This is a genomic window from Pacificitalea manganoxidans (assembly GCF_002504165.1).
Classification (GTDB): domain Bacteria; phylum Pseudomonadota; class Alphaproteobacteria; order Rhodobacterales; family Rhodobacteraceae; genus Pacificitalea; species Pacificitalea manganoxidans.
The window spans coordinates 2415846-2440304 of record NZ_CP021404.1; the positions used below are offsets into that span (position 1 = coordinate 2415846).

The 24459-nt window shown below is 64.3% G+C and carries 27 protein-coding genes and 1 tRNA gene; 11 read left to right on the top strand and 17 right to left on the bottom strand.

Going from position 1 to position 24459, the window contains the following annotated elements; genetic code table 11:
- Window positions 1–25: 25 nt before the first annotated feature.
- From CBW24_RS10910 to CBW24_RS10925, 4 genes are all read right to left on the bottom strand, one after another.
- Window positions 26–559 (bottom strand): GNAT family N-acetyltransferase, encoded by a 534-nt coding sequence (locus CBW24_RS10910; RefSeq protein ID WP_088661891.1) that lies wholly within the window; start codon window positions 557–559, stop codon window positions 26–28.
- Window positions 560–814: 255 nt separating this feature from the next.
- The gene (gene rpmA / locus CBW24_RS10915) at window positions 815–1084 is read right to left on the bottom strand and encodes a 50S ribosomal protein L27 (protein ID WP_088661608.1); all 270 of its coding nucleotides are present in this window, start codon (window positions 1082–1084) and stop codon (window positions 815–817) included.
- 23 nt (window positions 1085–1107) lie between these two features.
- A complete protein-coding gene (locus CBW24_RS10920) occupies window positions 1108–1752 on the bottom strand; it encodes a 50S ribosomal protein L21 (protein WP_097373592.1) in 645 nt (214 codons plus the stop codon).
- A gap of 266 nt (window positions 1753–2018) precedes the next feature.
- Window positions 2019–2960 carry a DUF2059 domain-containing protein gene (locus CBW24_RS10925; protein WP_157773204.1) on the bottom strand — a complete coding sequence of 314 codons (942 nt, stop codon included), beginning with the start codon at window positions 2958–2960 and terminating at the stop codon, window positions 2019–2021.
- A gap of 270 nt (window positions 2961–3230) precedes the next feature.
- On the opposite strand from CBW24_RS10925, the gene CBW24_RS10930 reads away from it, so the two are divergent.
- Window positions 3231–3320: transfer RNA gene (locus CBW24_RS10930), tRNA-Ser, on the top strand.
- A gap of 67 nt (window positions 3321–3387) precedes the next feature.
- Here the strand turns inward: CBW24_RS10930 and CBW24_RS10935 are convergent.
- Entirely contained in the window at window positions 3388–4287 is a 900-nt protein-coding gene (locus tag CBW24_RS10935; RefSeq protein WP_097373594.1) for a LysR family transcriptional regulator, read from the bottom strand.
- A gap of 108 nt (window positions 4288–4395) precedes the next feature.
- Here CBW24_RS10935 and CBW24_RS10940 point away from each other — a divergent pair, with 108 nt between their 5' ends.
- A complete protein-coding gene (locus tag CBW24_RS10940) occupies window positions 4396–5478 on the top strand; it encodes an NAD(P)/FAD-dependent oxidoreductase (RefSeq protein WP_232529741.1) in 1083 nt (360 codons plus the stop codon).
- A gap of 11 nt (window positions 5479–5489) precedes the next feature.
- Here CBW24_RS10940 and CBW24_RS10945 read toward each other — a convergent pair whose 3' ends face one another.
- Together CBW24_RS10945 and CBW24_RS10950 are read right to left on the bottom strand one after the other, a co-directional pair.
- Window positions 5490–6002, bottom strand: a complete 513-nt coding sequence (locus CBW24_RS10945; protein ID WP_097373596.1) for a hypothetical protein — start codon at window positions 6000–6002, stop codon at window positions 5490–5492.
- A gap of 94 nt (window positions 6003–6096) precedes the next feature.
- Entirely contained in the window at window positions 6097–7044 is a 948-nt protein-coding gene (locus CBW24_RS10950; RefSeq protein WP_097373597.1) for an SDR family oxidoreductase, read from the bottom strand.
- Between the two features lie 214 nt (window positions 7045–7258).
- On the opposite strand from CBW24_RS10950, the gene CBW24_RS10955 reads away from it, so the two are divergent.
- From CBW24_RS10955 to CBW24_RS10975, 5 genes are all read left to right on the top strand, one after another.
- Window positions 7259–7855 (top strand): TetR/AcrR family transcriptional regulator, encoded by a 597-nt coding sequence (locus CBW24_RS10955; RefSeq protein ID WP_198405173.1) that lies wholly within the window; start codon window positions 7259–7261, stop codon window positions 7853–7855.
- A gap of 168 nt (window positions 7856–8023) precedes the next feature.
- A complete protein-coding gene (locus CBW24_RS10960) occupies window positions 8024–9181 on the top strand; it encodes a YHYH protein (RefSeq protein ID WP_198405174.1) in 1158 nt (385 codons plus the stop codon).
- Window positions 9182–9212: 31 nt separating this feature from the next.
- Window positions 9213–10232: a YHYH protein gene (locus CBW24_RS10965; RefSeq protein WP_088661599.1), complete on the top strand. Its 1020-nt coding sequence runs from the start codon at window positions 9213–9215 to the stop codon at window positions 10230–10232.
- A 24-nt stretch (window positions 10233–10256) separates the two neighbouring features.
- Complete coding sequence (locus CBW24_RS10970; RefSeq protein WP_157773206.1) at window positions 10257–10496, top strand: hypothetical protein; 240 nt, start codon at window positions 10257–10259, stop codon at window positions 10494–10496.
- Window positions 10497–10516: 20 nt separating this feature from the next.
- Window positions 10517–11209 carry a haloacid dehalogenase type II gene (locus CBW24_RS10975; RefSeq protein ID WP_097373601.1) on the top strand — a complete coding sequence of 231 codons (693 nt, stop codon included), beginning with the start codon at window positions 10517–10519 and terminating at the stop codon, window positions 11207–11209.
- An 8-nt stretch (window positions 11210–11217) separates the two neighbouring features.
- On the opposite strand, the gene CBW24_RS10980 is transcribed toward CBW24_RS10975, so the two are convergent.
- A complete protein-coding gene (locus tag CBW24_RS10980) occupies window positions 11218–11844 on the bottom strand; it encodes a DUF998 domain-containing protein (protein ID WP_097373602.1) in 627 nt (208 codons plus the stop codon).
- A 130-nt stretch (window positions 11845–11974) separates the two neighbouring features.
- On the opposite strand from CBW24_RS10980, the gene rsgA reads away from it, so the two are divergent.
- Window positions 11975–13018, top strand: coding sequence for a ribosome small subunit-dependent GTPase A (gene rsgA, locus CBW24_RS10985; RefSeq protein WP_198405175.1), 1044 nt, complete (start codon window positions 11975–11977; stop codon window positions 13016–13018).
- Between the two features lie 5 nt (window positions 13019–13023).
- Here the strand turns inward: rsgA and CBW24_RS10990 are convergent, their stop codons facing one another.
- Window positions 13024–14214 (bottom strand): MFS transporter, encoded by a 1191-nt coding sequence (locus CBW24_RS10990; RefSeq protein WP_232529743.1) that lies wholly within the window; start codon window positions 14212–14214, stop codon window positions 13024–13026.
- A gap of 278 nt (window positions 14215–14492) precedes the next feature.
- Between CBW24_RS10990 and CBW24_RS10995 the strand changes: the two genes are divergently transcribed.
- The 3 genes from CBW24_RS10995 to CBW24_RS11005 are packed head-to-tail and all read left to right on the top strand — an operon-like array spanning window position 14493 to window position 17289.
- On the top strand, window positions 14493–15491 hold the full coding sequence (locus tag CBW24_RS10995) for a TRAP transporter substrate-binding protein (RefSeq protein WP_097373604.1): 999 nt from the start codon (window positions 14493–14495) through the stop codon (window positions 15489–15491).
- A 5-nt stretch (window positions 15492–15496) separates the two neighbouring features.
- A complete protein-coding gene (locus tag CBW24_RS11000) occupies window positions 15497–16000 on the top strand; it encodes a TRAP transporter small permease (protein WP_097373605.1) in 504 nt (167 codons plus the stop codon).
- Complete coding sequence (locus CBW24_RS11005; RefSeq protein WP_097373606.1) at window positions 15997–17289, top strand: TRAP transporter large permease; 1293 nt, start codon at window positions 15997–15999, stop codon at window positions 17287–17289. Before CBW24_RS11000 ends, CBW24_RS11005 begins: the two co-directional genes overlap by 4 nt.
- Before the next feature lie 59 nt (window positions 17290–17348).
- Here CBW24_RS11005 and CBW24_RS11010 read toward each other — a convergent pair whose 3' ends face one another.
- The 8 genes from CBW24_RS11010 to CBW24_RS11045 all read right to left on the bottom strand — a co-directional run bounded on the left by CBW24_RS11010 (window position 17349) and on the right by CBW24_RS11045 (window position 24449).
- A complete protein-coding gene (locus CBW24_RS11010) occupies window positions 17349–18086 on the bottom strand; it encodes a flavodoxin family protein (RefSeq protein WP_097373607.1) in 738 nt (245 codons plus the stop codon).
- Between the two features lie 76 nt (window positions 18087–18162).
- Window positions 18163–18522 carry a cupin domain-containing protein gene (locus CBW24_RS11015; protein WP_097373608.1) on the bottom strand — a complete coding sequence of 120 codons (360 nt, stop codon included), beginning with the start codon at window positions 18520–18522 and terminating at the stop codon, window positions 18163–18165.
- On the bottom strand, window positions 18519–19187 hold the full coding sequence (locus CBW24_RS11020; protein WP_097373609.1) for a cysteine hydrolase family protein: 669 nt from the start codon (window positions 19185–19187) through the stop codon (window positions 18519–18521). Before CBW24_RS11020 ends, CBW24_RS11015 begins: the two co-directional genes overlap by 4 nt.
- A complete protein-coding gene (locus CBW24_RS11025; RefSeq protein ID WP_198405176.1) occupies window positions 19184–20746 on the bottom strand; it encodes an ABC transporter ATP-binding protein in 1563 nt (520 codons plus the stop codon). The genes CBW24_RS11020 and CBW24_RS11025 overlap by 4 nt, the downstream gene beginning before the upstream one ends.
- Window positions 20743–21420, bottom strand: coding sequence for a biuret amidohydrolase (gene biuH / locus CBW24_RS11030; RefSeq protein WP_088661588.1), 678 nt, complete (start codon window positions 21418–21420; stop codon window positions 20743–20745). The genes CBW24_RS11025 and biuH overlap by 4 nt, the downstream gene beginning before the upstream one ends.
- 1 nt (window position 21421) lies before the next feature.
- The gene (locus CBW24_RS11035) at window positions 21422–22426 is read right to left on the bottom strand and encodes a formamidase (RefSeq protein WP_097373611.1); all 1005 of its coding nucleotides are present in this window, start codon (window positions 22424–22426) and stop codon (window positions 21422–21424) included.
- Between the two features lie 11 nt (window positions 22427–22437).
- On the bottom strand, window positions 22438–23358 hold the full coding sequence (locus tag CBW24_RS11040) for an ABC transporter permease (protein ID WP_088661586.1): 921 nt from the start codon (window positions 23356–23358) through the stop codon (window positions 22438–22440).
- The gene (locus tag CBW24_RS11045; protein WP_097373612.1) at window positions 23355–24449 is read right to left on the bottom strand and encodes an ABC transporter permease; all 1095 of its coding nucleotides are present in this window, start codon (window positions 24447–24449) and stop codon (window positions 23355–23357) included. The genes CBW24_RS11040 and CBW24_RS11045 overlap by 4 nt, the downstream gene beginning before the upstream one ends.
- Window positions 24450–24459 lie beyond the last annotated feature (10 nt).

Here is a 24459-nt window from a genome sequence, read left to right on the forward strand (position 1 = left end):
GAGAGGCCCGCACGGCGCGCGGACCTCAAAGCTTCTTGAGATAGGTCCAGGTCGGCACCTTTGCATTGCGGGCCACGGACCACGCTTCCGCATCGCCGATATATTCGAACCCTGCATTGGTCAGCACCCGCGCCGACGGAAGGCTATCCTGAAACACGGCTGCAAAAATCGTGTCGGCCTGATGGGGATTGGCGTCTAGCAGGGCCCGCACGGCCTCTGACGCGAGGCCGGTGTTCCACATCGCCGGAGCCACCCAATAGCTGATTTCGGACTGCACGCCGCGCACCGGCTCCATCCGCTTCAGCTTGATAATCCCGACCAGTTCACCCAGTTCGGTCGCGCTGCCATCCATGGCCCAGACATCTTCGGTCCGGTCAGGGGCCAGTGCGCGATCAATGACACCTTCCACGGTGCCCGGCGGCAACGGATGCGGCACGGTCTGCGTGTAGCGCGCCACACGTTCGTCGCCCGCGTAATGCTGCATCAGGCCCTTGTCGGACTTCCGCAGGGGGCGCAGCGTGATCCGGTCGGCCACGATGGTAGGCTGGGGGTCCAGCATGATGGTCGGTGTCCCTGTCAAGGCTCCCTCCTCCGCAAGGTGCGTTACGGCGACGACCCGCAGAGGCCGCCCATACTCGTCAATTTCATACATAGGATACAGGCCGATAACCTCCGCCCTGATCTGGCGTCATTGCCGCGCCGTGCTCTCCTCCGAGCGGGACGGGGCAGGAACTGTCGCGATTGAAAACGCGAAAGGGGACCGGCGCTGGCCGATCCCCCGAATGTTATCCATCGACCTGGTCGAGGGTTTCGGTTACTCGGCAGCCTCCGCTGCGGGCAGGACCGAAATAAAGGTGCGGCCCTTGAGACCTTTGTGGAAGGTCACGGCACCATCGGCGACTGCAAAGATCGTGTGATCCTTGCCCATGCCGACGCCCTGACCCGGCCACCACTTGGTGCCGCGCTGACGGGCAATGATGTTGCCGGGGATGACGGCTTCGCCACCGAATTTCTTGATGCCGAGGCGGCGACCCGCAGAGTCGCGACCGTTACGGGAGGAACCGCCTGCTTTTTTGTGTGCCATATCGCTGTTCTCCTATGTCTCGATTAGCCGTTGGCCAGTTCTTTGGCCTGATCGATCCAGCCTTCACGCTCGATACGACCTTTGAAGTTCAGCTTCTCGCCGAATTCTTCGGCGTCTGCGTCGCTCCAAGCGGCGATCTGGGCGAAGCTGGTCACGCCGGCTTCGTGCAGTTTCTTCTCAAGCGCGGGACCAACACCCGACAGCTTCTTCAGGTCGTCGCCACCGGCAGCAGCCTTGGGCGCGGCCTTCTCGGCTTTAGCGGCGGGCTTCTTGGCAGCCTTCGGAGCGGGCGCTGCGGCTTCGACGGCGGCACCGGACACGGAGCCAGAGCCGATGGCGGCCTTCACGCCGCTGTCAGCCGCGCCGGATTCCAGAATGTCGGTCACACGCAGCAGGGTCAGCTGCTGGCGGTGGCCTTTGGTGCGCTGCGAGCCGTGCTTACGACGACGCTTCACGAAGTGGATGAGCTTCTCACCCTTGATCTGGTCGATGACCTCGGCCTGAACGCCCGCACCTTCGACGAAGGGGGCGCCGATGGTGCCGCCGACCATCAGAATATCGTTGAACTGGACGGTCTCACCGGCGGAAGCGGCAAGCTTCTCGACGCGTAGGATGTCACCGGAGGCCACCTTATACTGTTTGCCGCCGGTCTTGAGCACTGCGAACATGTGCTGTCTTCCTTTTCGTTGCCCGCGCTCTGTGGTCCCCGGTTTATCCCGGGCGTTCCGGCCACTGGCCACCTCGAACTGCGTGCCCTGTCTGGGCATGGGTTTTGCAGGACGGGGACAGGTGCAGCGAGCCACAGGCCTTTCCCCAAAAAATCAACCCGGTCGGATCACGGGGAGCCGCCGGGTGCGGGGCTTATGGCCGAACCGACCCCGGCTGTCAAGCCCCGGACCGCGACCCTGACCCCTGCCCGACCACGCGGATGAGGTCAGATATCCTGTCCGCCGACAAACTGCGCCGCCGCCAGCCCCAACTCCCCGGAAATGGTCAGGAACAGCTCATCAAATGCTGCGAACAGCGCCCGGTTCAGCGCCTGCCCTTCGGGGGTCAGCGACAGCGTCGTGTAGCTGTCGATCTCCTCATCCGTCAGCGGCTGATAAGCAAGGTTGAGGTAGGAGAACACCCAGATTTCGGTCTCGATCCGGATATCGGGCTCGCGTTGCCAGACCTCGCGGATCATCTCATCCTCGTCCATCTCCACCTCAAAGGCACCGCCATCGGCCAGCCCTTGATAAAAGGCGAAGTTGGAGTTAAGCGCACCGACCACATTGGTCTCGACCAATTCGTTGGCCTCCGCAAACCGGCCCAGAACGTCCAGCCGACTATGGGCGTCGTCCTGCATCATCGCCAGCTTATCCCGGGCCGCTTCTTCGGTGCCGGGATCAAGAAGCGCGTCGCGGGCGGCAATTTCCAGCCCCACGATCCGTTGCCCCAGATCGGAGCCAAAGAACTCTTCCAGCGGCGCAAGGTCTGTCTCAGCCAGCGTCTCAGCCAGCTGCCGCCGGACGATTTGCCCCATGCGGTCGGTGTCGTAGATCTGGTCCACGACCGTCTCCCAGCGCTCTCCGCCGCGCCCGGGGAACATCTCGTCCTCCAGTTCGTCGCCGTAGGACAGACCCTCCTCGCGCATGATGCCCAACAGGCGATCCATGCCCAGCCCGGCATAGAGCCCTTCGATCCGCTGCACCTGCACCGCGGCGAGCGGCGCGCTTTCCGAGCCCTCCGCGGCCACGCCCGCCTGCGCCAGCGCGGACCCGCCAGTGAGGGGCATCAGAAGCGCCAAGGCGGTCACGGCGCCACGCAGCAGCGTCGCGCCGGAGCGGCGCACCGCCACGGATGACAAGGGGCCACAAGGCCGGGTCGGGTTCATCTCAACCTCCGGGAGCACAAAGGGCGCACCGGCTTCCGACGCGCGCATGGCCGTAACTCTAGCCCCGCCCGATAAAATTGCCAACTGATGCGCGCAGGTCTGTCCGCGAGAGACATGCGCCACTGCGCACCGACCGCACGCAGGCCCCCTCCCCCGCAGCCTCGGACCTGCCGCCCGGACCTGCGCCGGAGACGCGGCGATAACGATCCGCAAAAGGGGCTTGCACCGCCCCGCCGAACCCCCTAAACCCCGCGCCACCAAGACCCCCGCGGAGAGGTGCCGGAGTGGTCGAACGGGGCGGTCTCGAAAACCGTTGAGCCTTCACGGGTTCCCAGGGTTCGAATCCCTGTCTCTCCGCCACTAACTCCCCAGAGTATAACTATATGCCCAACACCCCTACGGGTGGCTTGGGGCCTGTCGCGGGCATTCAGGGGTTCTGGGCCAGCGCTTCGAAGCTGTGCCATAGTGTTTCCGCGACCGGGCCGATGACCGGGCGGGGTTGGCGGAACGCGTAGATGCCTGCCTCAAACGGTAGGTGGGTGTGGGGGAGCACGATGTCTTGCAGCGCGCCCGAGGCCAGTTCCGCCGCGATCATGTGATCCGGCATACGCCCCCAGCCGAGACCGGCGAGCAGCAGGGCTTTCTTGCTGTGGAGGTCCCCGACATACCAGCGGCGCTGCCCCTTCTGCACGCCGAGTTCCCGATCGAACATGCCGCCCGCCTCCCCGCTGTCGTGAACGATGACTTGCGTGAAGCGACGCAGATCAGACAGGCGGCTCGGCGCGTTCATTGCCGCAATCAGGGCCGGGGCCGCGACGTTCCGCATGGCATGGCGACCCACTCGCAGGTGGCTTAGACCCTCCTCCTCCAGCAGAACCGAAAGCATCGGCGCGATGGCAAGCGCCGCCTCACCTGAGCGGACCGCGCTGACGGCTCCTGACAGCATTTCGGCCCGCAGAACGACCCGCGTATCGGGGAACTCCGCTTGCAGTTTCGCCAACGCAGGCATCCACAGACCGCTGTCGACGCTGGCATCGATGGCGATTGTGAGCGTTTCCTCCTGACCCTTCTCGAAATGCCGGACAAGCTGCGTCAGATCATCGGCTTCTGCCAGAACCCGCAGCGATTGCAGATAGACCCGGCGCCCGACCGGGGTCAGATCAAGCCGATACCCGGACCGGTCGAAAAGCTCGGTCCCGGTCTGAAGCTCCAAGGCCTTTAGCGCCTGACTGACGGCAGGCTGGGTGCGGTTCAGCCGCAGTGACGCCGCCTTGACGGAGCCTGTTTCGACGACCGCGCGCAACGCTTTCAATTGCTCAAGCTTCATCCACGGCCTCCTGTTAAACGTTTCTTATGTAGATCAGTGAAAACTATAAATATCAAAATGGGCGGGATGCGCCTATCTATCGTGGATGAGCAGAGAAAGGCCCCATCCATGACCCAGAAAATCGTGATTGTCGGCGGCGGCTATATCGGCGCCGAGCTGGCGCAGTCGCTCGACGATAAGGCCGATGTGACGCTGATTGAGCCGCGCAGCCACTTCGTGCACGCGCCGGCGATGATCCGGGCCGTGGTCGACCCCGCGCTTCTGGACCGGGCGCTGATCCCCTATGACGCCCTGCTGGAGCGGGGACGGGTGCTGCGCGCGCGGGCGGCGTCGGTGGACGGATCGGGCGTGACGCTGGAGGACGGGCAACATGTTCCCGCCAGTCAGATCGTCATCGCAACCGGGTCTGGCAATGCCACGCCGTTCAAGCCTGCCGGCGACGACATCGAGGCATTCCGCGCGGAAAATGCCCGTGTTCATGCGCAGCTTCGCGCGGCCACAAGCGTGGCGATCGTCGGGGGCGGTGCGGTCGGCACCGAACTTGCCGGTGAGATCGCCCATGCCATGCCCGACAAGCGGATCACGCTGATTTCCGGGCAACCGCGACTGATCCCGGATAAGCCTGCGCGGCTGGGCACCGCCTTGGCGCGCAAGCTGGAACAGGCGGGCGTGGAGTTGATCTTGGGGCAGCGGGCCAATGACCTTGAAAGTATGACCGCGCCGCATGCGGGCCTTTTGCGGCTCAGCGACGGATCAACGCGCAACTTCGATCTGATCTTCCCGGCGCTCGGCGCGCGTGCGCAGTCGGACCTTCTGCAAGACTTGCCCGGGGTGCGGATCGGCGCCGCGGGCCGGGTCAAGGTCGATCCGTGGCTGCGCCCTTCCACCTACCCGAATGTCTTTGCCGCGGGGGATGTGGCTGATCCCGGTGACGCGATGACCATCGTCGCCACCAGCCGCCAACTGCCGTGGCTTAAGAAAACGCTGCTTGGCCTCGGCGAAGGCACGCCCCTTGAACAACTGAAACGTTACAAGCCGTGGGGGGAGAGGGCGCCCATCCTCGTGCCGCTTGGGCCGCAGCGCGGGAATTCCTACCTTGGCCTCTTTACCGCAGGCGATCTGGTGACGCGGATGATCAAGGGGAAGGATCTGTTCATCGGGAAATACAGGCTGCTGTTCAAACAGACCTGACCGGGGCCTCGCTAGCGGCGCATCGCGGCGTCGAAGGCTGACAGCTGCTGTCTGTAGTCCTGAAGCCGCGTATTGGCACTGCCGTCGATGACGATCAGCACCGTGAACATGGCGATGGCAGTGATGAGGGCCGCGCGCCACGCGGGCGCGTCGACAAACGGGATCAACAGCGCACAGAGCGCGATGATCGCCGGAAAGACGCGAAACGCCGCGATGCGGTAATCGTTCAGCACCTTGTCGGCGCGGGCGATCTCGGCGCTGAGGAACGCGCCCGGATCAGCCCCGTAGGCCGCAGGGATAGCCCCCAGCCGCGTCTGCGCCGGAATGAACAGCCCCACCCCAAGCACCACTAGAAGCCCGCCAGCGACCAGCCCCGGCAGAACAAAGGCCCGTGCCATGTCGGTCCGGCCTAGCTGCCATAGGGACAGACTGACCAGCATAAACAGCACACCGATGACCGCGAAGAGCGTGGAGGAGATCATTTCGGCACGCGCCCAATTGCTTGCCGTTTTAACTACGTCCATCTGTCGATCCATGTCCTGATGGTGACGGCGGCGGAACTGCCCGCTTGGCAGCCCCGCCCCTTCAGCCTGTCGCCCCGCCAGATTTGCGGTCAGCTTACCAGCCCCAGCTAAACCCGGTGTCTTTTTCCGTCCGCGCCCACAGGCGTGTCATGACCGCCTTATCATAGGCGTGGGGTTCCAGCGTGCCGCGTCCCACGGGGCCCACCCATTCCATCCGCCCTGTCGGGCCATACAGCGCACGCGGCTCCAGCCCGTCTTGGGTAGCGCACATCACCTCCGGATAAGCGCCTTTCTCGGCGGATTGGACGAGGGGCGACATCGACATCAGCTTGAACATGATCCGGGTGCCCAAACCGCCGCTGGTCTTGATCAGCGACGTGGCCGATGCGCCGGGATGGCAAACATAGACCTCGACCGAACGGCCTGCGGCCTTCACCCGGTCCTGCAACTCGTAGGCGAACATCATCTGCGCCAGCTTGCTTTGGCTATAGGCAGGGTTGGCGCTGTAGCCGTTGTCCCAGTTCATGTCGTCGAACCGGATGGTGCGCAGTCCCATTTTGTAGCCAAGACTGGCCACCACGACGATCCGGCCCTGCGATGCCTCGATCCGGTCAAACAGCATCCCGGCGAGAACGAAATGCCCGTAATGGTTGGTGCCAAGCTGGCTTTCGAACCCGTCCGGGGTCAGCTTCCGGGTGGGCACCTGCGCGATGGCGGCGTTGCAGATGAGCGCGTCGATCCGGGGCACCGTTTGCAGCGCTTCGGTTGCGGCGGCGCGCACAGATGCCAGATCGGCAAGGTCCATGCGGATGAAGCCCACGTCAGCGTCCGCACCGAACTCACGGCGCAAATCCTCGACGGCGGCGGTCGATTTTTCCGCACTACGGTTCAGCATTACCACCCGCGCGCCTTTCGACAGCAGGATACGCGCCGCCTGAAACCCTGCGCCCGCATTGGCGCCGGTGATGAGATAGGTCTTGCCGGTGAGCGTGCCAAGCTGCGCCGGGGTCCAGCCTTTGGCGCCGAATGTCTTGTCTGCCATGTCAATCAGTCCTCGAAATCGGGAGCCGTCGGCATCTGACCGGCGGCTGTGATGGGAAGCCCCACGGACCGGATGGGCCGGGTGGCGAATGTTTCGCGGGGCCGCGTCGCGCCGCAGCGCTTGCGTTTGTAAACCTTGCTGTTTACATATGCGACAACGGTGCCGAATGTAAACCCGTATGTTTACATTTTTTGCGGCTAGATGGGGGATTGCGGTGAAGCTCACTGAAAAGAAACGAAAAGATATTCTGGACGCGGCGATTCAGGAGTTTCGGGAGCAGGGGTTCCCCGCCGCGCGGGTGAACCGCATCGCCGAATTGGCCGAAGTGTCCAAACGCACGCTCTACAAGCATTTCGAAAGCAAGGAGGTGCTGTTTGCCGCCATCACCGACATTCTGCTGGATCAGATCGCGGCCACGCCCCGCCTGCATTACGCGCCCGACGTGCCGCTAAAGGATCAATTGATCGCGGCGGTCGGCGACTACGTCGCTCATCTGTCGGGTGAGCAATATATGGGCCTTAACCGTCTGGTCATGTCAGAACTGCTGCGCGATCAGGATCTGGCGCAGGCGTTCTTTGCTAAGGCTGCGATGCAGGACGGCCCCATTCAGGCGCTAATCGGCGATGCGATGCAGTCCGGCGCGCTGCGGCAGGCCGAGCCGGGCTTTGCTGCAGGTCAGCTTCTGTCGATTGTAAAGCATTTCCTGATGTGGCCCGAGTTCCTGACCGGGGCCAAGGCCGAATTGGACGCCGCCGCCGTCATCGCCGATTGCGTCGATATGTTCCTGACCCATTACGCCGCACCGCGCTAAGACCGGGCACCGCCCCCGATCAGGCGCGCGACACCGTCGTGGACCGGGCTGCATGCGGGCAGACCCTGCTGGCACGACGTTTGTGTGACCAACTTGGCGGAGACACCGCGCGACCTACTTCCCCCAGAACCATGGTAGCGATAGCGGAGACCCCGAATGACCCTTTGCATGAACCATTCAGTCACATGGCTTCTCGCTGGCAGTCTGCTCGCACCGACCTTTGCCGTCGCACATCCCGATCCGGCCCAGTTCGATCAAAGCGCGTTCATCGAAGCGCCGGAGACGGTGGATTGCACGCTGGATAACGGCACTGAGGCGCAATGTTACCAAGTCACCGTAGGCTATCTGCCCGATGATCTGGAGATCGGCCCATTCTGCCCGGCGACGCTAGATGATGCGGGGGGCATCTGGGAATGGACCGGCGAAAACGCGGGCCTTTACCGGGTCGACGGCGACTTCCTTCGGATGCTGGACGAACTGGGCTACCGGTTCTTTGACGACGAGGGCAATGTGTATTCTGTCGATAACGCGACCGAACGGCCCACCGTGGACCACGCCTGTATCAATGTGTCGGCGGACGAAAGTGTCGAGATCACGATGCTACTGCCCGTAGACCCGATAAAGGCCGACACCCCGTCTGATTTGGGCACGGTGTCCAAGGTGGGTGTGGCGCTCGACGGTGTGCCGATCTTCTCGGATGCGCCCGAAATCCAAGTGACCGGCCACATGCCCGCGCTCGACACTTGCGGCGGGCATATCGATCCCGGCGGCTGGTATCATTGGCATAGCACCGCGACCGACATCGAAACGACCTTTGCCGAGGAAAACGTCGCCGCCGACTGTGCACTGGCTCAAGACCCCAGCGCCCAATTTGGCTACGCCTTCGACGGGTTCGCCATCTATGGCAGCGCCGAGGCGGACGGCGCGGCCCCCACCGATCTGGACGCCTGCAACGGCCATGTCGGACCGGTCGCGGGGGGAGAAGAGGTCTATCACTATCACGCCTCAAAGAAGTTCCCGACACTGCCGGCCTGCCTTGTCGGGGTTCAGGCGCAGAACAACTTCTCCACCACCGCGACCGCCGGCGTTGGCGCCACCCGCGCTGGCGAAGACGGGCGCAATGAGCCGCCGCGCCCCGGCGACGGGGCTCCGGGCGCAATGCCTCCCGGCTTTGAGCAGGCAGCCGAAACGCTTGGCGTCAGCGCAGAGGCGTTGCTGGAGGCGATGGAGGCCGCAGGCGGACCGAGCGCCGATCTGGCGGAGGTCGCCGCCGCATTGGGTCTCGACGAAGAAGCCCTACGCGCAGCGATGCCTGCCCGCCCCTAACCAGACGCAGCAGCCACAGGAGACCACGAACATGTCAAGAACAGCGCTTTATACCACTGTCGCTGCAACGGCAGTGACCGCCGTTACGGTCCTGCAGGTGTCATCGGCACATGCTCAGAACGGCCCCGACAAACCCGTGGACACGAGCGCGGCGGTCGCCTCTGCCGAATGGGCCGACAACGTGACCATTACCGTCGACGATGCGGAACAGACCTTTACCTTCCAGTCCGACGGCATCCCCGATCACGGCTTTGCCGAGAAATATCTGATCCCCACCGACCCAACGAACCAGCCGTTTGCCAACAAGCCCGCGGACTTCTTCGATGTGGTCAACTCCGCAGACTACTTCACGGAAACGCCGATCGACACCACCATCACCACCGTGCCGACCTATACCGACGAGGCCACACAGACCTCCCTAGGGCGCATCGGCGTGGCGCTGAGCGGGGCGCAGCTGTTCAACGATTACGAAGACATGGAGCGCGCCGTCGTCGCGCTGGACGATCAGGTGGTCCACGACCATGTGGCGTTTCTGGATGACTGTAACGGCCATACGCTCGTCGACGGGTCGAACTATCACTACCACGGTATTCCGGTCTGTCTGACCAGCCGGCTGGAGGTCGAGGGGGAGCATTCGCGCATGCTCGGCGTTCTCGAAGACGGTTTTCCCGTCTATGCAAATCAGGACATGAACGGCGCACCGATCGGCAACGACAGCCTCGACGAGTGCAGCGGCCATGTCGGCCCGACCCCGGAATTTCCGGACGGCACTTACCATTATCATCTGACCGCCGACGAAGCGCCTTACATGATCGATTGCTATCATGGCGAGATCGAGCAGGCGTCCTTTGGAGGCCCCGACAACGGCCCGGATTTCGCAGCTGCCGCGGAGCAACTGGGCGTCAGCGAGCAGATTTTAATGGAAGCGCTTGGCACCTCCATGCCCCCTGATTTCGCGGCTGCCGCAGCCCAGCTTGGCGTCAGTGAGGATGATCTGCGCGCGGCCCTGCCCGCACCTGCTCAGGGCCAAGGTCAGGCTGGCCGTCCATAAGGCTGCGGCTGGGGCGGTGTGATCGTGAGCCACACCGCCCCGCTCGACACGTCCCGCAACGCCGAAGACAGGAACACCCGTGCCTTCGACGCCTCGGGCTATCGCAAGGCTGACGCTGATACGAAGGGCCGCCTACCGATGGGTTACGACGAGGCAAAGTTGATCTTAGGCTCTGACCTTCGGCGCTGGTCATATGCCGCCATGCAACCCCATGCCCATTCACGGGGTTGCGACAGGGCGGAGGTCGCGCATAGCCTCCGCTGATCTCAAAGGAACGGACCCCCATGCCGGATCACGCCCCCGTCACGACCATCGTCTTCGACGTTAACGAAACCCTGCTGGACATAACCACGCTTGAGCCGCTGTTCGCTCGACTGTTCGGGTCCGGCGAGATGCTGCGCGAATGGTTTCCGGAATTGATCCTCTACTCGCAGACCCTGACCCTCTCGGATCGCTACGTCCCGTTCGGGGATCTTGCCGCCGGCGTGTTGCGCATGGTCGGGCGGAACAAGCAGGTCACCATCACCGATGACGACGTCGCCGAGCTGAAGGGCTTGATTGGATCGATGCCCGCTTACCCGGACGTAAAACCGGCGTTAAAGGCGCTGCGCGACGCTGGTTTCACGCTTGTCACGCTGACCAACTCCGCGCCATCCCACTCCCCCACGCCATTGGAGAAGGCCGGGATTTCCGAATTCTTTGATCGAAGCTTCAGCGTCGCAGAGACCGGCAAGTTCAAACCCCATCCCGCGACCTATGAATTGGTGGCGCAGGAAATGGGCGTCACGGGGGCGTCGCTCTGCATGGTCGCCTGCCATCTATGGGATACAATCGGTGCGCAATCCGTGGGGTGGAAAGGTGCCTTCATCGGGCGGCCGAACAATTCAATCCTCGACGCGCCGGGTGTGCCGAAGCCGGATTTTTGCGCAACCGATCTTACCGATCTGGCGGACCAGATCCGCGCAGCCGGGTCATGAACGGCCAGCTACCGGCGCCACAGATACAATGACGCGATGACCCCGGTCACGGCAAAGGCGATGAGCCCGAGATAGCGTTCATATATGCCATCTATGGTATCAGGCAGGAAAAAGAACACCGGCGCCGACACCGCCCATAGGATCGACAGCCCGCGCAAGGCATGACCGCGCCTGCGGTCGATCCGGTCGGCGCCCTCGGCCATCGCCCATGGCAGCACAGCCAGCATCAGACCCAGCGCATAGACAAGGTAAATGTGGATCACGACGCCGTCCTGATCCTGATCGCCGTATTCATTCCGGGCTCCTACCAGAAACACGATCAAACCCAGCACCGCGAACCCGATCAGTCCGGCGCTCCAGCGCCACCCGCCCAGATGGACATGAGCGGCCAGCAGCGCCACGGCGATCAGCGCAGCGGAGAAGGCGTAGATCCCGATATCGACGATGAACTCATAGCGCCCGGCACCAAGATCGCTGATGGTGTCGGCGATCCAATCGTGGTCAGGCACCACCACATCCGCGATCAGGATGCTGACGGCAAAAATTGCGCAGCCGAGCAACGCATACCACGCCAGCGCCGTCACCAGCGCGGGATGGGTCTGGTGACGCGATGAAAGGTCTCGGTTGGAATGCATGCGGATGTCCCCTGTGTGGGGGTGCAACCCCCGGCTGGAACCATTCGTTCCCCTCATCGGCCCGCAGATCGGACGCGCCCGGTGCGCGATGGTGCTTGCATCCATCGCCTTGGCTGCTGAATAAGGCCGCGTGAGCCATTCTGATGACATATACTCCGCCGCGCTTGCCGCTCTTGGCTGGTCGCCGTTCTTCGAGGATCAACTGACCCCCGAGGAGGAGGCGCTGACGCCGATGCGCATCGCCACCGTGCATCGCGCGCGTCTGACCGCCGTCGCCCCGGATGGCGTGGGACCGGACGGGCCCGTGCGCTTGCAATTGCAGCATCTGGCCAGCACGTCGGATTACGCGGTGGGCGACTGGGTTCTGGTGGAGCCGGACACCCGCCTGCTGGTGCGCAGGCTTGATCGCAAGGCGCTGCTGGAGCGGCATTCCGAGGACAGCCGCCGCGCACAGCTGATCGCCGCGAATATCGACACGCTGTTCATCGTGACGTCCTGCAATGATGACCTGAATCCGGCGCGGCTGGAGCGCTATCTCGCCCTTGCCAACGAGGCTGGCACCACGCCGGTGATCGTGCTGACCAAGGCCGACAAGGTTGACGATCCCGCCCCGTTCTGCGCGCAGGCCGCCGAATTGCAGCGCGGGCTGGAGGTCGTGGCCCTGAACGCCAAGGCTCCCGATGCAGCGCAGATCCTCGCGCCGTGGTGCGGGGCGGGTCAGACCGTGGCGCTTGTCGGGTCTTCCGGGGTTGGGAAATCATCGCTGCTCAATACCCTGTCAGGCAAGTCCGCGGACGAAGGACAGGCCACCGGCAGCATCCGCGAGGCCGATGCGAAGGGTCGACACACCACCACGTCACGCTCGCTGCACCCGGTGCAGGGCGGCGGCTGGGCGATTGATACGCCGGGGATGCGCTCGCTTCAGGTCAGCCACACTGCGACCGGGCTCGACATGCTGTTTGCCGAAATCACCGAACTGGCCCCGCACTGCCGGTTCCGCGATTGCACCCATGCCCATGAGCCGGGCTGTGCGGTGCAAGCGGCGGTGGCGGATGGCACGCTCGATCCAGCGCGGCTGCAACGCTGGCGCAAGCTACAGGACGAAAACCGCGCCAATACCCCCGTTGCCACCGGCCCCCGCGGCAACAAGATCACGCGCGGCAAACGCCGCTAGGCGCGTCACCGTGCGCCGCCTGCCAGCCGCGCGGCCTCTGGCAAGGCGCGCAGCCGCAGCATCGCCCAGACCCCCAGCACCGGTCCCGGCACCAGCATCACGAAGGCCCAGCGCCAGCCGCCCAGCGCCTCCGCCAGCAGCGGCACGCCCCAGATCGCCACGACTGTCAGCGCAAAGCCAATTCCCAGTTGCAGCGTGACCGCCGTGCCAACAAACCGGCTATCGGCCAGTTCCGTCACCGCCGCCGAGAATTGCGCACTGTCGCCCACGACCGAGATGCCCCAGACGCCCGCCACAAGCGCCAGCGCCCACCCGGGCCCGTCGAACAGCCAGCCGATCAGCAGGGCGCAGGCCCCAGAGACCGCCATCATCCCCGCCGTAGTTAGACAGCGCCCGATCCGGTCCGACAGCACCCCGCCAAGGATGCACCCCGCCACGCCAGAGGCCACGACGACGAAGCTCAGCATCGAAGGCGATCCGAACGGGAAAGGCTGCAAGCCACCCTCCGCCGCCGCCGCGCCGAAGGCGAGTATCCACGCCCACATCGCGTAAAGCTCCCACATGTGTCCGAAGTAGCCCAGATTGGCGAGCCAGAGCGGGCGCTGCGTGAAGACCTGCAAGCATTGCCGGGGATCGAAGACCGCGCGCCCGAACGCATGCGGCCCCTCGCGCACCAGCAGCGCAAAGATTGCCGCCGAAGTGAGCGTCAGCAGGCTGGTGCCGATCACCACCGCTTGCCACGCGATACCTTCGGTCAGAGCGCGCAGCAGGTGCGGCATGGAGGAACCAAGCGTCAGCGCTCCGATCAAGAATCCCAGCGCCAACCCCCTGCCCCGCAGAAACCATGTCGCCATCAGCTTCAGCGCGGGCGGATAGACCCCAGCCAAGGCGACCCCGGTCAGAAACCGCAGAAGGATTGCGGCCGTGGGCGAGGTGACGACCAGCAAGCCCGCATTGGCCGCCGCCGCCGCGAGGGCGCAGATGGTCATCAGCCGCTGCAACCGCACGATATCGGGCAGGTTCACGACAGATGCGGCCAGCGCGCCGGCGACGAAACCCAACTGAACCGCGTTCGTCAGCCACGCCGCCTGCGAGGTCGACAGCCCCCATGCCGCGATAAGCTCCGGCATGATCGCGGTCGCCGAAAACCACGTCGTCAGCACACCGACAACGCCAGCACAAATCAGAGCCAACATGCGCCAGCGCCCATCAGAGGCGGTCGAACCGGGTGCAGCGTCGCACATGGGAAACCTCGCAAGCCGAAAGAACAGCGCGGGCGTGACGCTCGGCCATCGCCGCGCCCGTGAAACGCTTGTCCCCGTCCTGCCCCCGAACGGCAAGCGCCGATCGGTATAAATCCCGTGACCGCAAGTCATTGCTGCAAGGGAACCCCAATCCGCGCCTCAGCTTGACAGCCCGTTTTCGCAGCGCTACGAATCGCGGCGGGAGTTTTAGTGTTTCAGGGAGGAAAGTTATGTTCAGCAGGGTTTTGATCGCAGGTCTCATCGCATCTGCACCGGCACTTGCCGCAGCGGATTCGCTACGGTTCGGGCACATTCAGGCGCCGGGCTCGCCCGCGGCCATGGGCGCGCAGAAGCTCGCCGATCTGGCCGAGGAATATTCGGGGGGCGATCTCACCATCCGGATTTACCCGTCGGCGCAGTTAGGCGACGTGCGCAACCTTGTCGGATCTGTCAAAACCGGGGCGCTCGACATGGCGGAGGGGACGTTTCCGCTGCTGGCCGACGTGGTGCCCGAATATAACGTCTACAACGCCGGATATTTCTATAGCGACTGGTCCCAGTTGGACCGCATCGTGCATGGGGAAGAATTCGGTCAGGTCTGGGATACCCGGCTGGCCGAAGAAACCGGCATGCAGATCATCGGCGCCTTTTACTACGGGTCGCGCAACCTGACGACCAACGGCGTGGCCGCGAAATCGCCCGCCGATCTGGAAGGCCGCAAGATCCGCTCCGTTCCCAATGAGATGTCGCTGGCCGTGGTCACTGGCCTTGGCGCGCAGCCAACCCCGGTGCCCTTCGCCGATCTGTTTCAGGCCCTGAGCCAAGGTGTGGTCGACGGGCAGGAAAACCCCCTGCCCACCATCATGGCCGAGAAGTTCTACGAGGTGCAGGACACGTTGGTTTTGACCAACCACCAGCTTATCGCGCTGCCGTGGATCATCAATGATCGCGCCTTCGAAGGGCTGACCCCGGAAAATCAGGACGCCCTTCTGAAAGCCGCCACCGAAGCAGCGGAATATGCCACCAACCTCACCATCGAAGAGGAAAAAACGCTGGCCGAACGTCTGGGAGCCGAGGGCATGACCGTCGTCACTGTCGAGGACGGCATCGACGACGCGGCCTTCCGCAGCGCGGTTCAGGCCGAGGTCGAAACCCGCTTCGAGGGCAAGATCTGGCCCGAAGGTCTAAGCGATCAAGTGCGGCAGGCTCTCGGCACTGACGGAAGCTAAATTCGATGCAGTCTGATGCGCCTGACGGCACGGGATGGCGGCGCGTTGCCGCCAACCCGGAAATCGCCGTGTCGATGTTGCTGCTCATCGCGGTGGCGGGCATCTCCAGCTTGCAAGTGGTGATGCGCTACGTCTTCAACGCCGCTCTGCCCTGGACCGAGGAAATCTCGGGCATGGCGCTGGTCTGGATGACCTTCCTCGGGGCTGTGGGGCTTGCGCGGCTCAATCTGCATGCCCGGGTCGAGATCCTGTCGGAGATGGCGGCGGGCCGGACGTGGTACGAAGTGCTGGAGATTGCACTGGATCTGCTCGGCATCGCGTTTCTGGTCTGCGTCGTCATCGGCGGCACGGATCTTGTAGGCCAGTTGAGCCATGAGCGCACGCCCGCCCTGCGTTTGCCAATAACGTATCAGGTAGTGGCCATCCCCCTGTCCGCCGGACTTATCGCCCTGTTCATGGCGCTGCGCGTCATTCGCCGGATTGCCGGGATCGCTGGGAGACCGATGTGAACCTAGAACTTCTGCTTATTCTTCTCATCGGGGTCAGCCTGATCGTCATTATGCTGGGCATGCCCGTGGCGCTGGCGCTTGGCGGGTGCGCCGTGATCTACCTGCTTGCCGAAGGCTTCCCCCTGACCCAGACGGCGATGGAATTGGCGTTCTCCATCGATAAGTTCACCATGCTGGCCATTCCGCTGTTCATGCTGGCGGGCAGCCTGATGAACGCGGCACGGATCACCGACCGCATCTTTGATTTCGCGGCTTCCATCGTCGGGCGGGTGCCGGGCGGGCTGGGACATGTGAATGTCATCAACAGCCTCGTGTTTGCCGGGATGTCAGGCTCCGCTCTGGCCGATGTGGCAAGCCTTGGGCCGATGCAGGTCCGCGCGATGAAGAAGCATGGCTATGATGAAAAGCTGGCCATCGGCATCACGCTGGCCTCCGCCTCGATCGGGCCGATCCTGCCGCCAAGCATCCCGCTCGTCATGTTCGGCATCATCGCGCAGGTGTCGATCACCCAGCTGTTTCTGGGCGGTGTGCTGCCCGCATTCGTGATCGCGGGCTGTTTGATGATCTACATCTACATCGTGGCGCGCGGTCGTGGGTATGTCTCGGCGGATCCGTTCAGCCTGCGCACCGTGGCGCGGACATTTCTGCGGGCCGCCCCGCCGATGCTAACGCCCGTAATCATCGTGGGCGGCATGACGATGGGGATTTTCAGCCCGACCGAAGCCGCGACCGTCGCCGTCCTGTATGCGTTGTTCTTGGGCGGGGTGATCTACCGTGAACTGACCTTCAAGGCGGCGCTCGATGCGTTGTTCGAGGTGGCCTCCGCCTCCGCGAAGCTGTTGTTCATCATCGCCAACGCGGTGTTGTTCGGTTGGGTTCTCACCATCGGCAATATCCCCCAGACCGCCGCCACTGCGATCTCCACGACCTTCGAGTCGCCGAGCATGTTCATCCTGCTGACGCTGGTGTCGTTACTGATCCTTGGCGCGATCATCGAAAATGCGATCCTGCTGCTGATCCTCGCGCCGATGCTGGTGGGGGTGGGCACGGAAACATTCGGGCTGGACCCAGTGCATCTGGGCGTGACGATGGTGTTCTGCATCATGATCGGGCAATACACGCCGCCGCTGGGGCTGTCGCTTTTCCTGATGAAGGATCTGACCGGGGTGCCTTTTGGTCGGGTCTGCGCCGCTGTCGCGCCGTTCCTGATCCCGCTGATCGCGGCACTCCTGATCATGGCCTATGTGCCGCAGGTGGTGACATGGCTGCCGCGGACGCTGGGCTACTGACACGTTGTCTCCGGACCCTGCTGCGTGTTGGCGCAGGGTCCGGGGCATTTTTTTGGCGGTCAGCTGCGATATTCGGGGTTTTCGTAGCCGAACCGATCGCCCGCCTGCCATGCACGACGGTCATTCCCCTGCGTGGGATAGCCGCCTGCGGCCTTCAGCATCGCGGCAAGATGCAGCAGGTTCCATGTCATGATCGTGGTGTTGCGCTGGGTGAAATCGTTGCCGATCCCCGCGCGACTGCCATCGTCCAGCGCATCGCCGTAGGACGGACCGGGTCCCGCTTCCCCGATCCAACCGCAATCGGCCTGCGGCGGGATCGTGTAGCCCAGATGGGACATGGCAAAGCCAAGCGTCATCGCCGTATGTTTGATGCCATCCTCGTTGCCGGTGATCACGCTGCCCGCGACCTTGCCGTAGAAGATCGACTGTCCCTTATCGTTCAGCTCGCCCGACATACCGTAGAGCCGCTCGATCAGCACACGGCAGACAGAGCTTTCTTCCCCCAGCCAAAGCGGCGTCCCGACGACGAGAATATCCGCCGCAAGGATACGCTGCCACAGCTGCGGCCAGTCATCGCGGTCCCAGCCGTGTTCGGTCATGTCGGGATAGACGCCGGGCGGCACCTGATGATCGAGCAGATGGATGTGATCGACCGTCACGCCCGCCTTCTCCATGATCGTGGCTGAGGCCGTCATCAACAGCGCGGTGTGACTTTCGCCGGGCTGCCGCTTCAGTGATGTGTTCACATAGACGGCGCGCAGGCCCGAATGGCTGTGTCGGTCGGTCTCATTGGTCATTGCAGGCTCCCGCGCTGGCTTCGGTGTGAGGCCGATCAGCTAGGGCGGCCAGCGCGGGAAGCGAATGAAACGCCGATCAACTTCCGTCGAGGATCTGCACCGGGCGCTGCCACTGGATCAGAACCACGCAGCCCTGCGCCGCGTAGACGGCATGGCGGGAGCCCTCGGCATTCAGCACCATAGTTCCCGCCTCATAGGTGCCAAACGCGTCGCCCTGCGCCCCCTCGAGCACGAGGATCGTCTCAAGCCCGGTATGCAGATGCTCCGGCACGCGGGCGCCGGGGGCATAACGCAGCAGCGCCCAATGCGGGCTGTCCGTGGCGCCGGTGGTGTCGCGGTGCAGGTGACAGATCTCCACACCGTCGCGGAACGGCTCGAAAGGCAACTGCCGCCAGCCGCCATTCAACAGATTTGGGATCACGACCGGGGCGCTCATGCGATGGCCTCCAGAATGGCCGCGCTCGACGCAGCCCAGCCCACGATCCCGCCCTGCGCCACGATCATCTCGACCGTCGCCGTCTTGAACGCCGGGAAATAGCTTTCCGTCGCGTCCTGCGCCAACACGCAATCATAGCCGCGATCATTGGCCTCGCGCATCGTCGTCTGCACGCAGACCTCCGTGGTGACACCCGCGACGATCAGCTGAGTAATCCCGCGCGCCTGCAAGATCTGTTGCAGATCCGTCGCGTAGAACGCGCCCTTACCCGGCTTGTCGATCACCGTTTCACCGGGCAGCGGGGCCAGTTCAGGCAGGATTTCGGCCCCCGGCTCACCGGCGATGAGGATACGCCCCATCGGCCCGGGGTCACCGATCCGCAGGCTTGGTGCGCCGCGCAGGCGCTTGGCGGGCGGGCAATCGGACAGATCGGGCGCATGGCATTCGCGGGTGTGCAGCACCGGCAGGCCCGCGGCGCGAAACCCGTCGAGCAAGCGCGCCACGGTCGGGATGATGGCGCGCAAACGGCTGACATCGTTCCCCAGCGCCGCACCAAAGCCGCCCTCTTCGATGAAGTCGCGCTGCATGTCGATCACCAGCAACGCGACCTTGCCCCGGTCGAGAGGAAAATCCGCGGGCCGCGCGGTCAGGGGGGTCACGCTCATGCCGCCTGCCCCGCCATATAGCGACCCAAGGCTTTGGGATCGGCCCCGGCAGCCGGAGTTTCGTGGATCACGCGCCCCTCGCTCAGCACCACCAGACGGTCGGCCAGATCGAGGATTTCGTCCAGATCCTCGCTGATCAACAGCACCGCCGTGCCGGAATTGCGCGCCTCCATGATCCGTTCGCGGATCGCCCGGACCGCAGCGAAATCGAGCCCGAAACACGGATTGGACACCACCAGCAGATCGACCTTGCCGGTCAGTTCGCGGGCCAGTGCCGCGCGCTGGACATTGCCGCCCGACAGATCGCGGATCGGCGCGCGGGCGGATCGGGTGCGGATATCGAAACCCTCGATCAAGGTTTCGGCACGGGCCATCATGCCGCGCCGGTCGAGCCAGAAGCGGCGTTTGCGCGCCCCCTCACCCGTGCCGTCCGCATCCCCGTCACCGCCTGCATCGAACACCCGAAACGCAAGGTTTTCGGCCACGCTCATCCGCGGGGCGCAGGCATTGCGCAACGGCTCTTCGGGCAGGTAGCGAACATGGCGGGCGCGGGCCTCGGCACGGGTGGCGCGATAGGGCGCGCCTGCAACGTCCATCCGCCCGGCGCGCAATTGCCGCTGCCCGGTCAGGATCTCCATCAACTCGACCTGCCCGTTGCCGGAAATGCCCGCCACACCCACGATCTCGCCCGCGCGCACGTTCAGCGCGTCAATCGCGACCTCACCATGACCGGACCGATCGCCGGCGCGCACGTCCGTCAGTGACAGCACCACGCCTTTCGGCGTGCCGCGTCGCGCGGGGGGTGTGGTGTCGGGACGCGCGCCCATCATCATCTGCGCCATGTCATCGCTCGACAGGTCCGCAACCCGCCCGGTGCCGGTGACCTGCCCGCGCCGCAGCACCGTCACATCATCGGCAAAGGCGCGCACCTCGCGGAATTTATGTGTGATCATCAGCACCGTCAGCCGCCCGGCCTGTGTCAACGCACGCACATGCCCCAGCACTTCGTCCGCTTCGGCAGGGGTCAGCACGGAGGTTGGCTCATCCAGCACCATGAAACGACTGCCAAGGTAGAGCTGCTTGAGGATCTCGACCTTCTGCTTTTCGCCCGCCGCCAGCCGATCCACCCGCCGGGTCAACGGCACGCGAAACGGTGTTGTGGCCATGAAGGCTTCCAACGCTGCAATTTCGGCGTTCCAATCGATGCGCGCGGGCGCATCCCGGCGCGAGATCACAAGGTTTTCGGCCACGGTCAGCGACGGCACCAGCGTGAAATGCTGATAGACCATGCCAAGTCCCAGACGCTGCGCATTGGCGGGGGAGGCCATCCGCGCCTCTCGCCCGTCCACCAGCACGCCGCCCGACGTCGCGCGGTAAAACCCCATCAGGCACTTGACCAAGGTCGATTTGCCCGCGCCGTTTTCCCCCAGAAGCGCATGGAAACTGCCCGGGCGTATACGGGCCGAAACCGCATCCAGCGCGGTGAACTCGCCAAAGCGCATGGTGATGCCGACGGCCTCGACCTCAATCGCGCCTTCCGGGTCCATCGGCGCGCTCATGCCAGCACGTCCAGCACCGCCGCCGCATCCGACACGCAGCCAAACACGCCGCCCTGCATCTGGATCATGCGCACGGCGGCATCGTGATTGTCGCGGTCGGTCGCGCCGCAGCAATCCTCCAGCATCACGCATTCAAAACCGCGATCATTGGCCTCGCGCATTGTCGTGTGCACGCAGACATCGGTGGTGATGCCGGTCAGGATCAAGTTGCGGATACCGCGCGTGCGCAGAATAAGTTCCAGATCAGTGGCGCAGAAACTGCCCTTGCCCGGCTTGTCGATGATGACCTCGCCCGGCAGCGGGGCCAGTTCGTCGATGATCTCCCAGCCCGGCTCGCCCCGCACAAGGATGCGCCCGCAGGGGCCGCTATCGCCGATGCCCGCGCCGATCTGGCGGCTGCGCCATTGCTTGTTCTCGGGCAGGTCCGACAGGTCCGGTCGGTGGCCTTCGCGGGTATGGATGATGGTGTAGCCGCCCGCGCGCATGGCGTTCAGCACCCGGCCAATCGGTTCGATCGGTGCGCGGGTCAGCGACAGATCATAGCCCATCTTGTCGACATAGCCCCCGGGGCCGCAAAAATCGGTCTGCATGTCGATGATGACCAGCGCGGTGTTTTCAGGCCGCATATCCCCGTCATAGGGCCACGCATAGGGGCGGGAGGCGAGCACCGTCATCTCAGCACTCCTTCTCGCCATAGGCGCGGGTCGGGGTGGGGAAGCCGAAATCGCGCCCGTCGGTGGTAACGATCTCATCCTCCCACGGCAGGCGATACTGCCCGGCGGCGAGGTCGGTCATGTAGGTATAGGGGCAATCGCCCGCTCCGCCCTTGACCGCGACATAGCCGCGATGGCCGAACTGGTAGATGTTGTTTTCGACCCCCCAATGCCGCCGCGCTTCGCGCACCAAATCGGGACGCAGCTCGGCGGTGATGATCTCATCCGGGCGGCCCGTGGTGCCATGCGCGATGACCGAGCCATCGAAATTGCAGATCATCCCCTCGCCCATCGAATCGAACGTGCCGTCGGAGCCGGACATGCAGACATTCGCGGTAATCATCAGGTTGCAGAACGCATTGCTCTGGTTGGTAAAGCGCCAGCTGTCGCGAATGGGCGCGGTGTAACCTGCGGTGCGGATCATGATCTCCGCACCCTTATAGGCGCATTCGCGGGCCATTTCCGGGAACATGCCGTCGTGACAGATGATCAGCGCCAGCGTCGACCCGTTCGGCCCCTCGCAGACCGGAATGCCGGTATCGCCCGGCTCCCACGGCTCCACCGGCACCCACGGATGCATCTTGCGGTAATAAAGCTTCAACTCGCCCGTGTCGGAGAAGATCAGCCCGGTATTGTAGGGCATGCCGCCGGGGTTCAGCTCCATGATCGAAAAGCAGCCCCAGATCTTATTGTCGATACAGGCCTCCCGCAGCGCCGCGACTTCCGGCCCGTCCATCTCGCACATGATCTCGGGATTGATGTCCATCGACAGGCCGTGCAGCGCGTATTCCGGGAACACGACCAGATCCATGCCGGGCTGGTTGCGCCGGGCCTTGGCCACCAGCTCGACCACCCGCGCGGTCTGCGCGGTCAGGTCGGCCTTGGTCTTGGTCACCGGCAATTGCAGCTGCACCACGCCGATACCGACGCCGTTGGGGGATTTGTTCAGACCGCCAAGTCCGTTCATGGGGATTACTCCTATTTGGTGATGCTCAACTCGCCCGGCGCGCCGTCTAAGCCACGTTCCGGCGAGGAGGTGAGAATGAGAATGCCGAGCGTCAGCACATATGGCGCGGCGTAGAACAGGTAATAGCCTTCGCTGACGCCGACCGATTGCAGCGCCGGGCCAAGCGCGCCCGCACCGCCAAACAGCAGCGACGCCCAGAAACAGTTGATCGGGTTCCAGCGCGCGAAAATCACCAGCGCCACGGCCATCAGACCCTGCCCTGACGAGATCCCCTCGTTCCAGCTGCCGGGATAGTAGAGCGACAGATACGCCCCGCCGATCCCCGCCAGCGCGCCGCCCGCCGCCGTCGACCATAGCCGCACCCGGTTGGGCGCAATGCCAAGCGCGCGCGCCGCGTCGGTGCTGTCGCCTACCACCCGGACGGTCAGACCCGCACGGGTGCTTCGGAACATCCACGCCATGACCAGCGCAAGGATGCCGCCCGCGATAAACAGCACATTGACCTGCAACGCCGCGCGCACCTGCGGCACATCCGACCAGAAGCCGAACGGAATGGCAGGCAGCCGCGGTGCGGAGGGCTGGATGTAAGGCTTGCCGAAAAAGAACGCGAGCCCGGTCCCAAGCAGCATCAGCGCGATGCCGACGGCGATGTCATTGACCCCGCGCAGCCCGCACAGCGCCCCGTGCAACAGCCCGAACAGGCACCCCGCCAGCGCCGCCGCCGCGACCCCGGCAAACGGATCACCCGCATGGTAGGACACCGCGTAGCCCGCCATTGCGGAAAAAACGAGCGTCCCTTCCAGCCCCAGATTGATCCGGCCTGAGCGTTCGGTCAGGCATTCGCCCAGACTGACAAACAGGAACGGTGTGGAGACGCGGATCGCCCCGCCGAGGATCGCCAAGGGCACCGCCCATAATCCCAGATCGGTCATTGCGCGCGCCCTCCGCCAAGCAGATGGGACAGACGGCCGCTCCACGCCTCAGCCATCAACACAAGCACAAAGATCGTGCCCTGAAACACGAGGATCGTCGCATCCGGCAGGTCCATACGGCGCTGGATCAGACCGCTCGATGCCTCGAACCCGCCCAGCAGGATCGCCACCGGGATGATCGCCAGAGGGTTATGGCGCGCCAGAAACGACACAAGGATGCCGGTGTAGCCAACGCCCGAGATCAGCGACGCATTGGCCGAGCCATGCACCGCCGCCACCTCGAAGAACCCGGCAAGCCCGGCAAGCGCGCCCCCCAGCGCGGTAAAGGCGATGACCAGCCAGTCGACCGGCAGCCCCTGCACCTGCGCGGCGCGGATATTGCCGCCGGCGATCCGCGCCGCGAACCCAATGGTCGTCCGCTCGATCAGCACCCACGCGACGATGCAGGCAATGACGCCCGCCACGATACCCCAATGGGTCGCAAGGAATGGTAGATCGCCCACGCGCAACGCGTCGGGCAGCGGATGGGTGGAGGGTTTGTTGAGGCTCGCTGGATCGCGGAACACCGACTCGACGAAATGGTTGAACAGCGCAATGGCAATGTACGCCAGCAGCAGTGAGGAGATCGTTTCGTTGACCCCGCGCTTCATCCGCAGCGCGCCCGCAAGGCCGATCCACAGCCCGCCCGCGATCATCGCCGCGCCGACCATCAGTGCAAATCCGATCGGTGCGGGCAGCGCAGCGGAGGCGACACCGGCAACAGCGCCTGCCAGACCGCCCAGCACAATCGCGCCCTCACCGCCGATCACCACCAGCCCCAGCCGGGCGGGCAGTGCGACGCACAGCGCCGCCAGCAGTAGCGGCGCGACCCGCGACAGGGTGTTCTGCCACGAAAACGCCGTGCTGAACCCGGCGCGCCAGACCAGCGCAAAGAAGTCGACCGGCGACTTGCCGATCAGAAGCAGGAAGACCGAAAACAATGCGCTGCCCGCCAGCAAGGCCAGCAACGGCAGCGCAAAGGTTTCGATCCGCGGGGCAAGGCCAGGCCACAGCCCGCCCCGCGCCCGCGTTTCAGTGGTAAGAGAGGTCATTGCGGTCCGT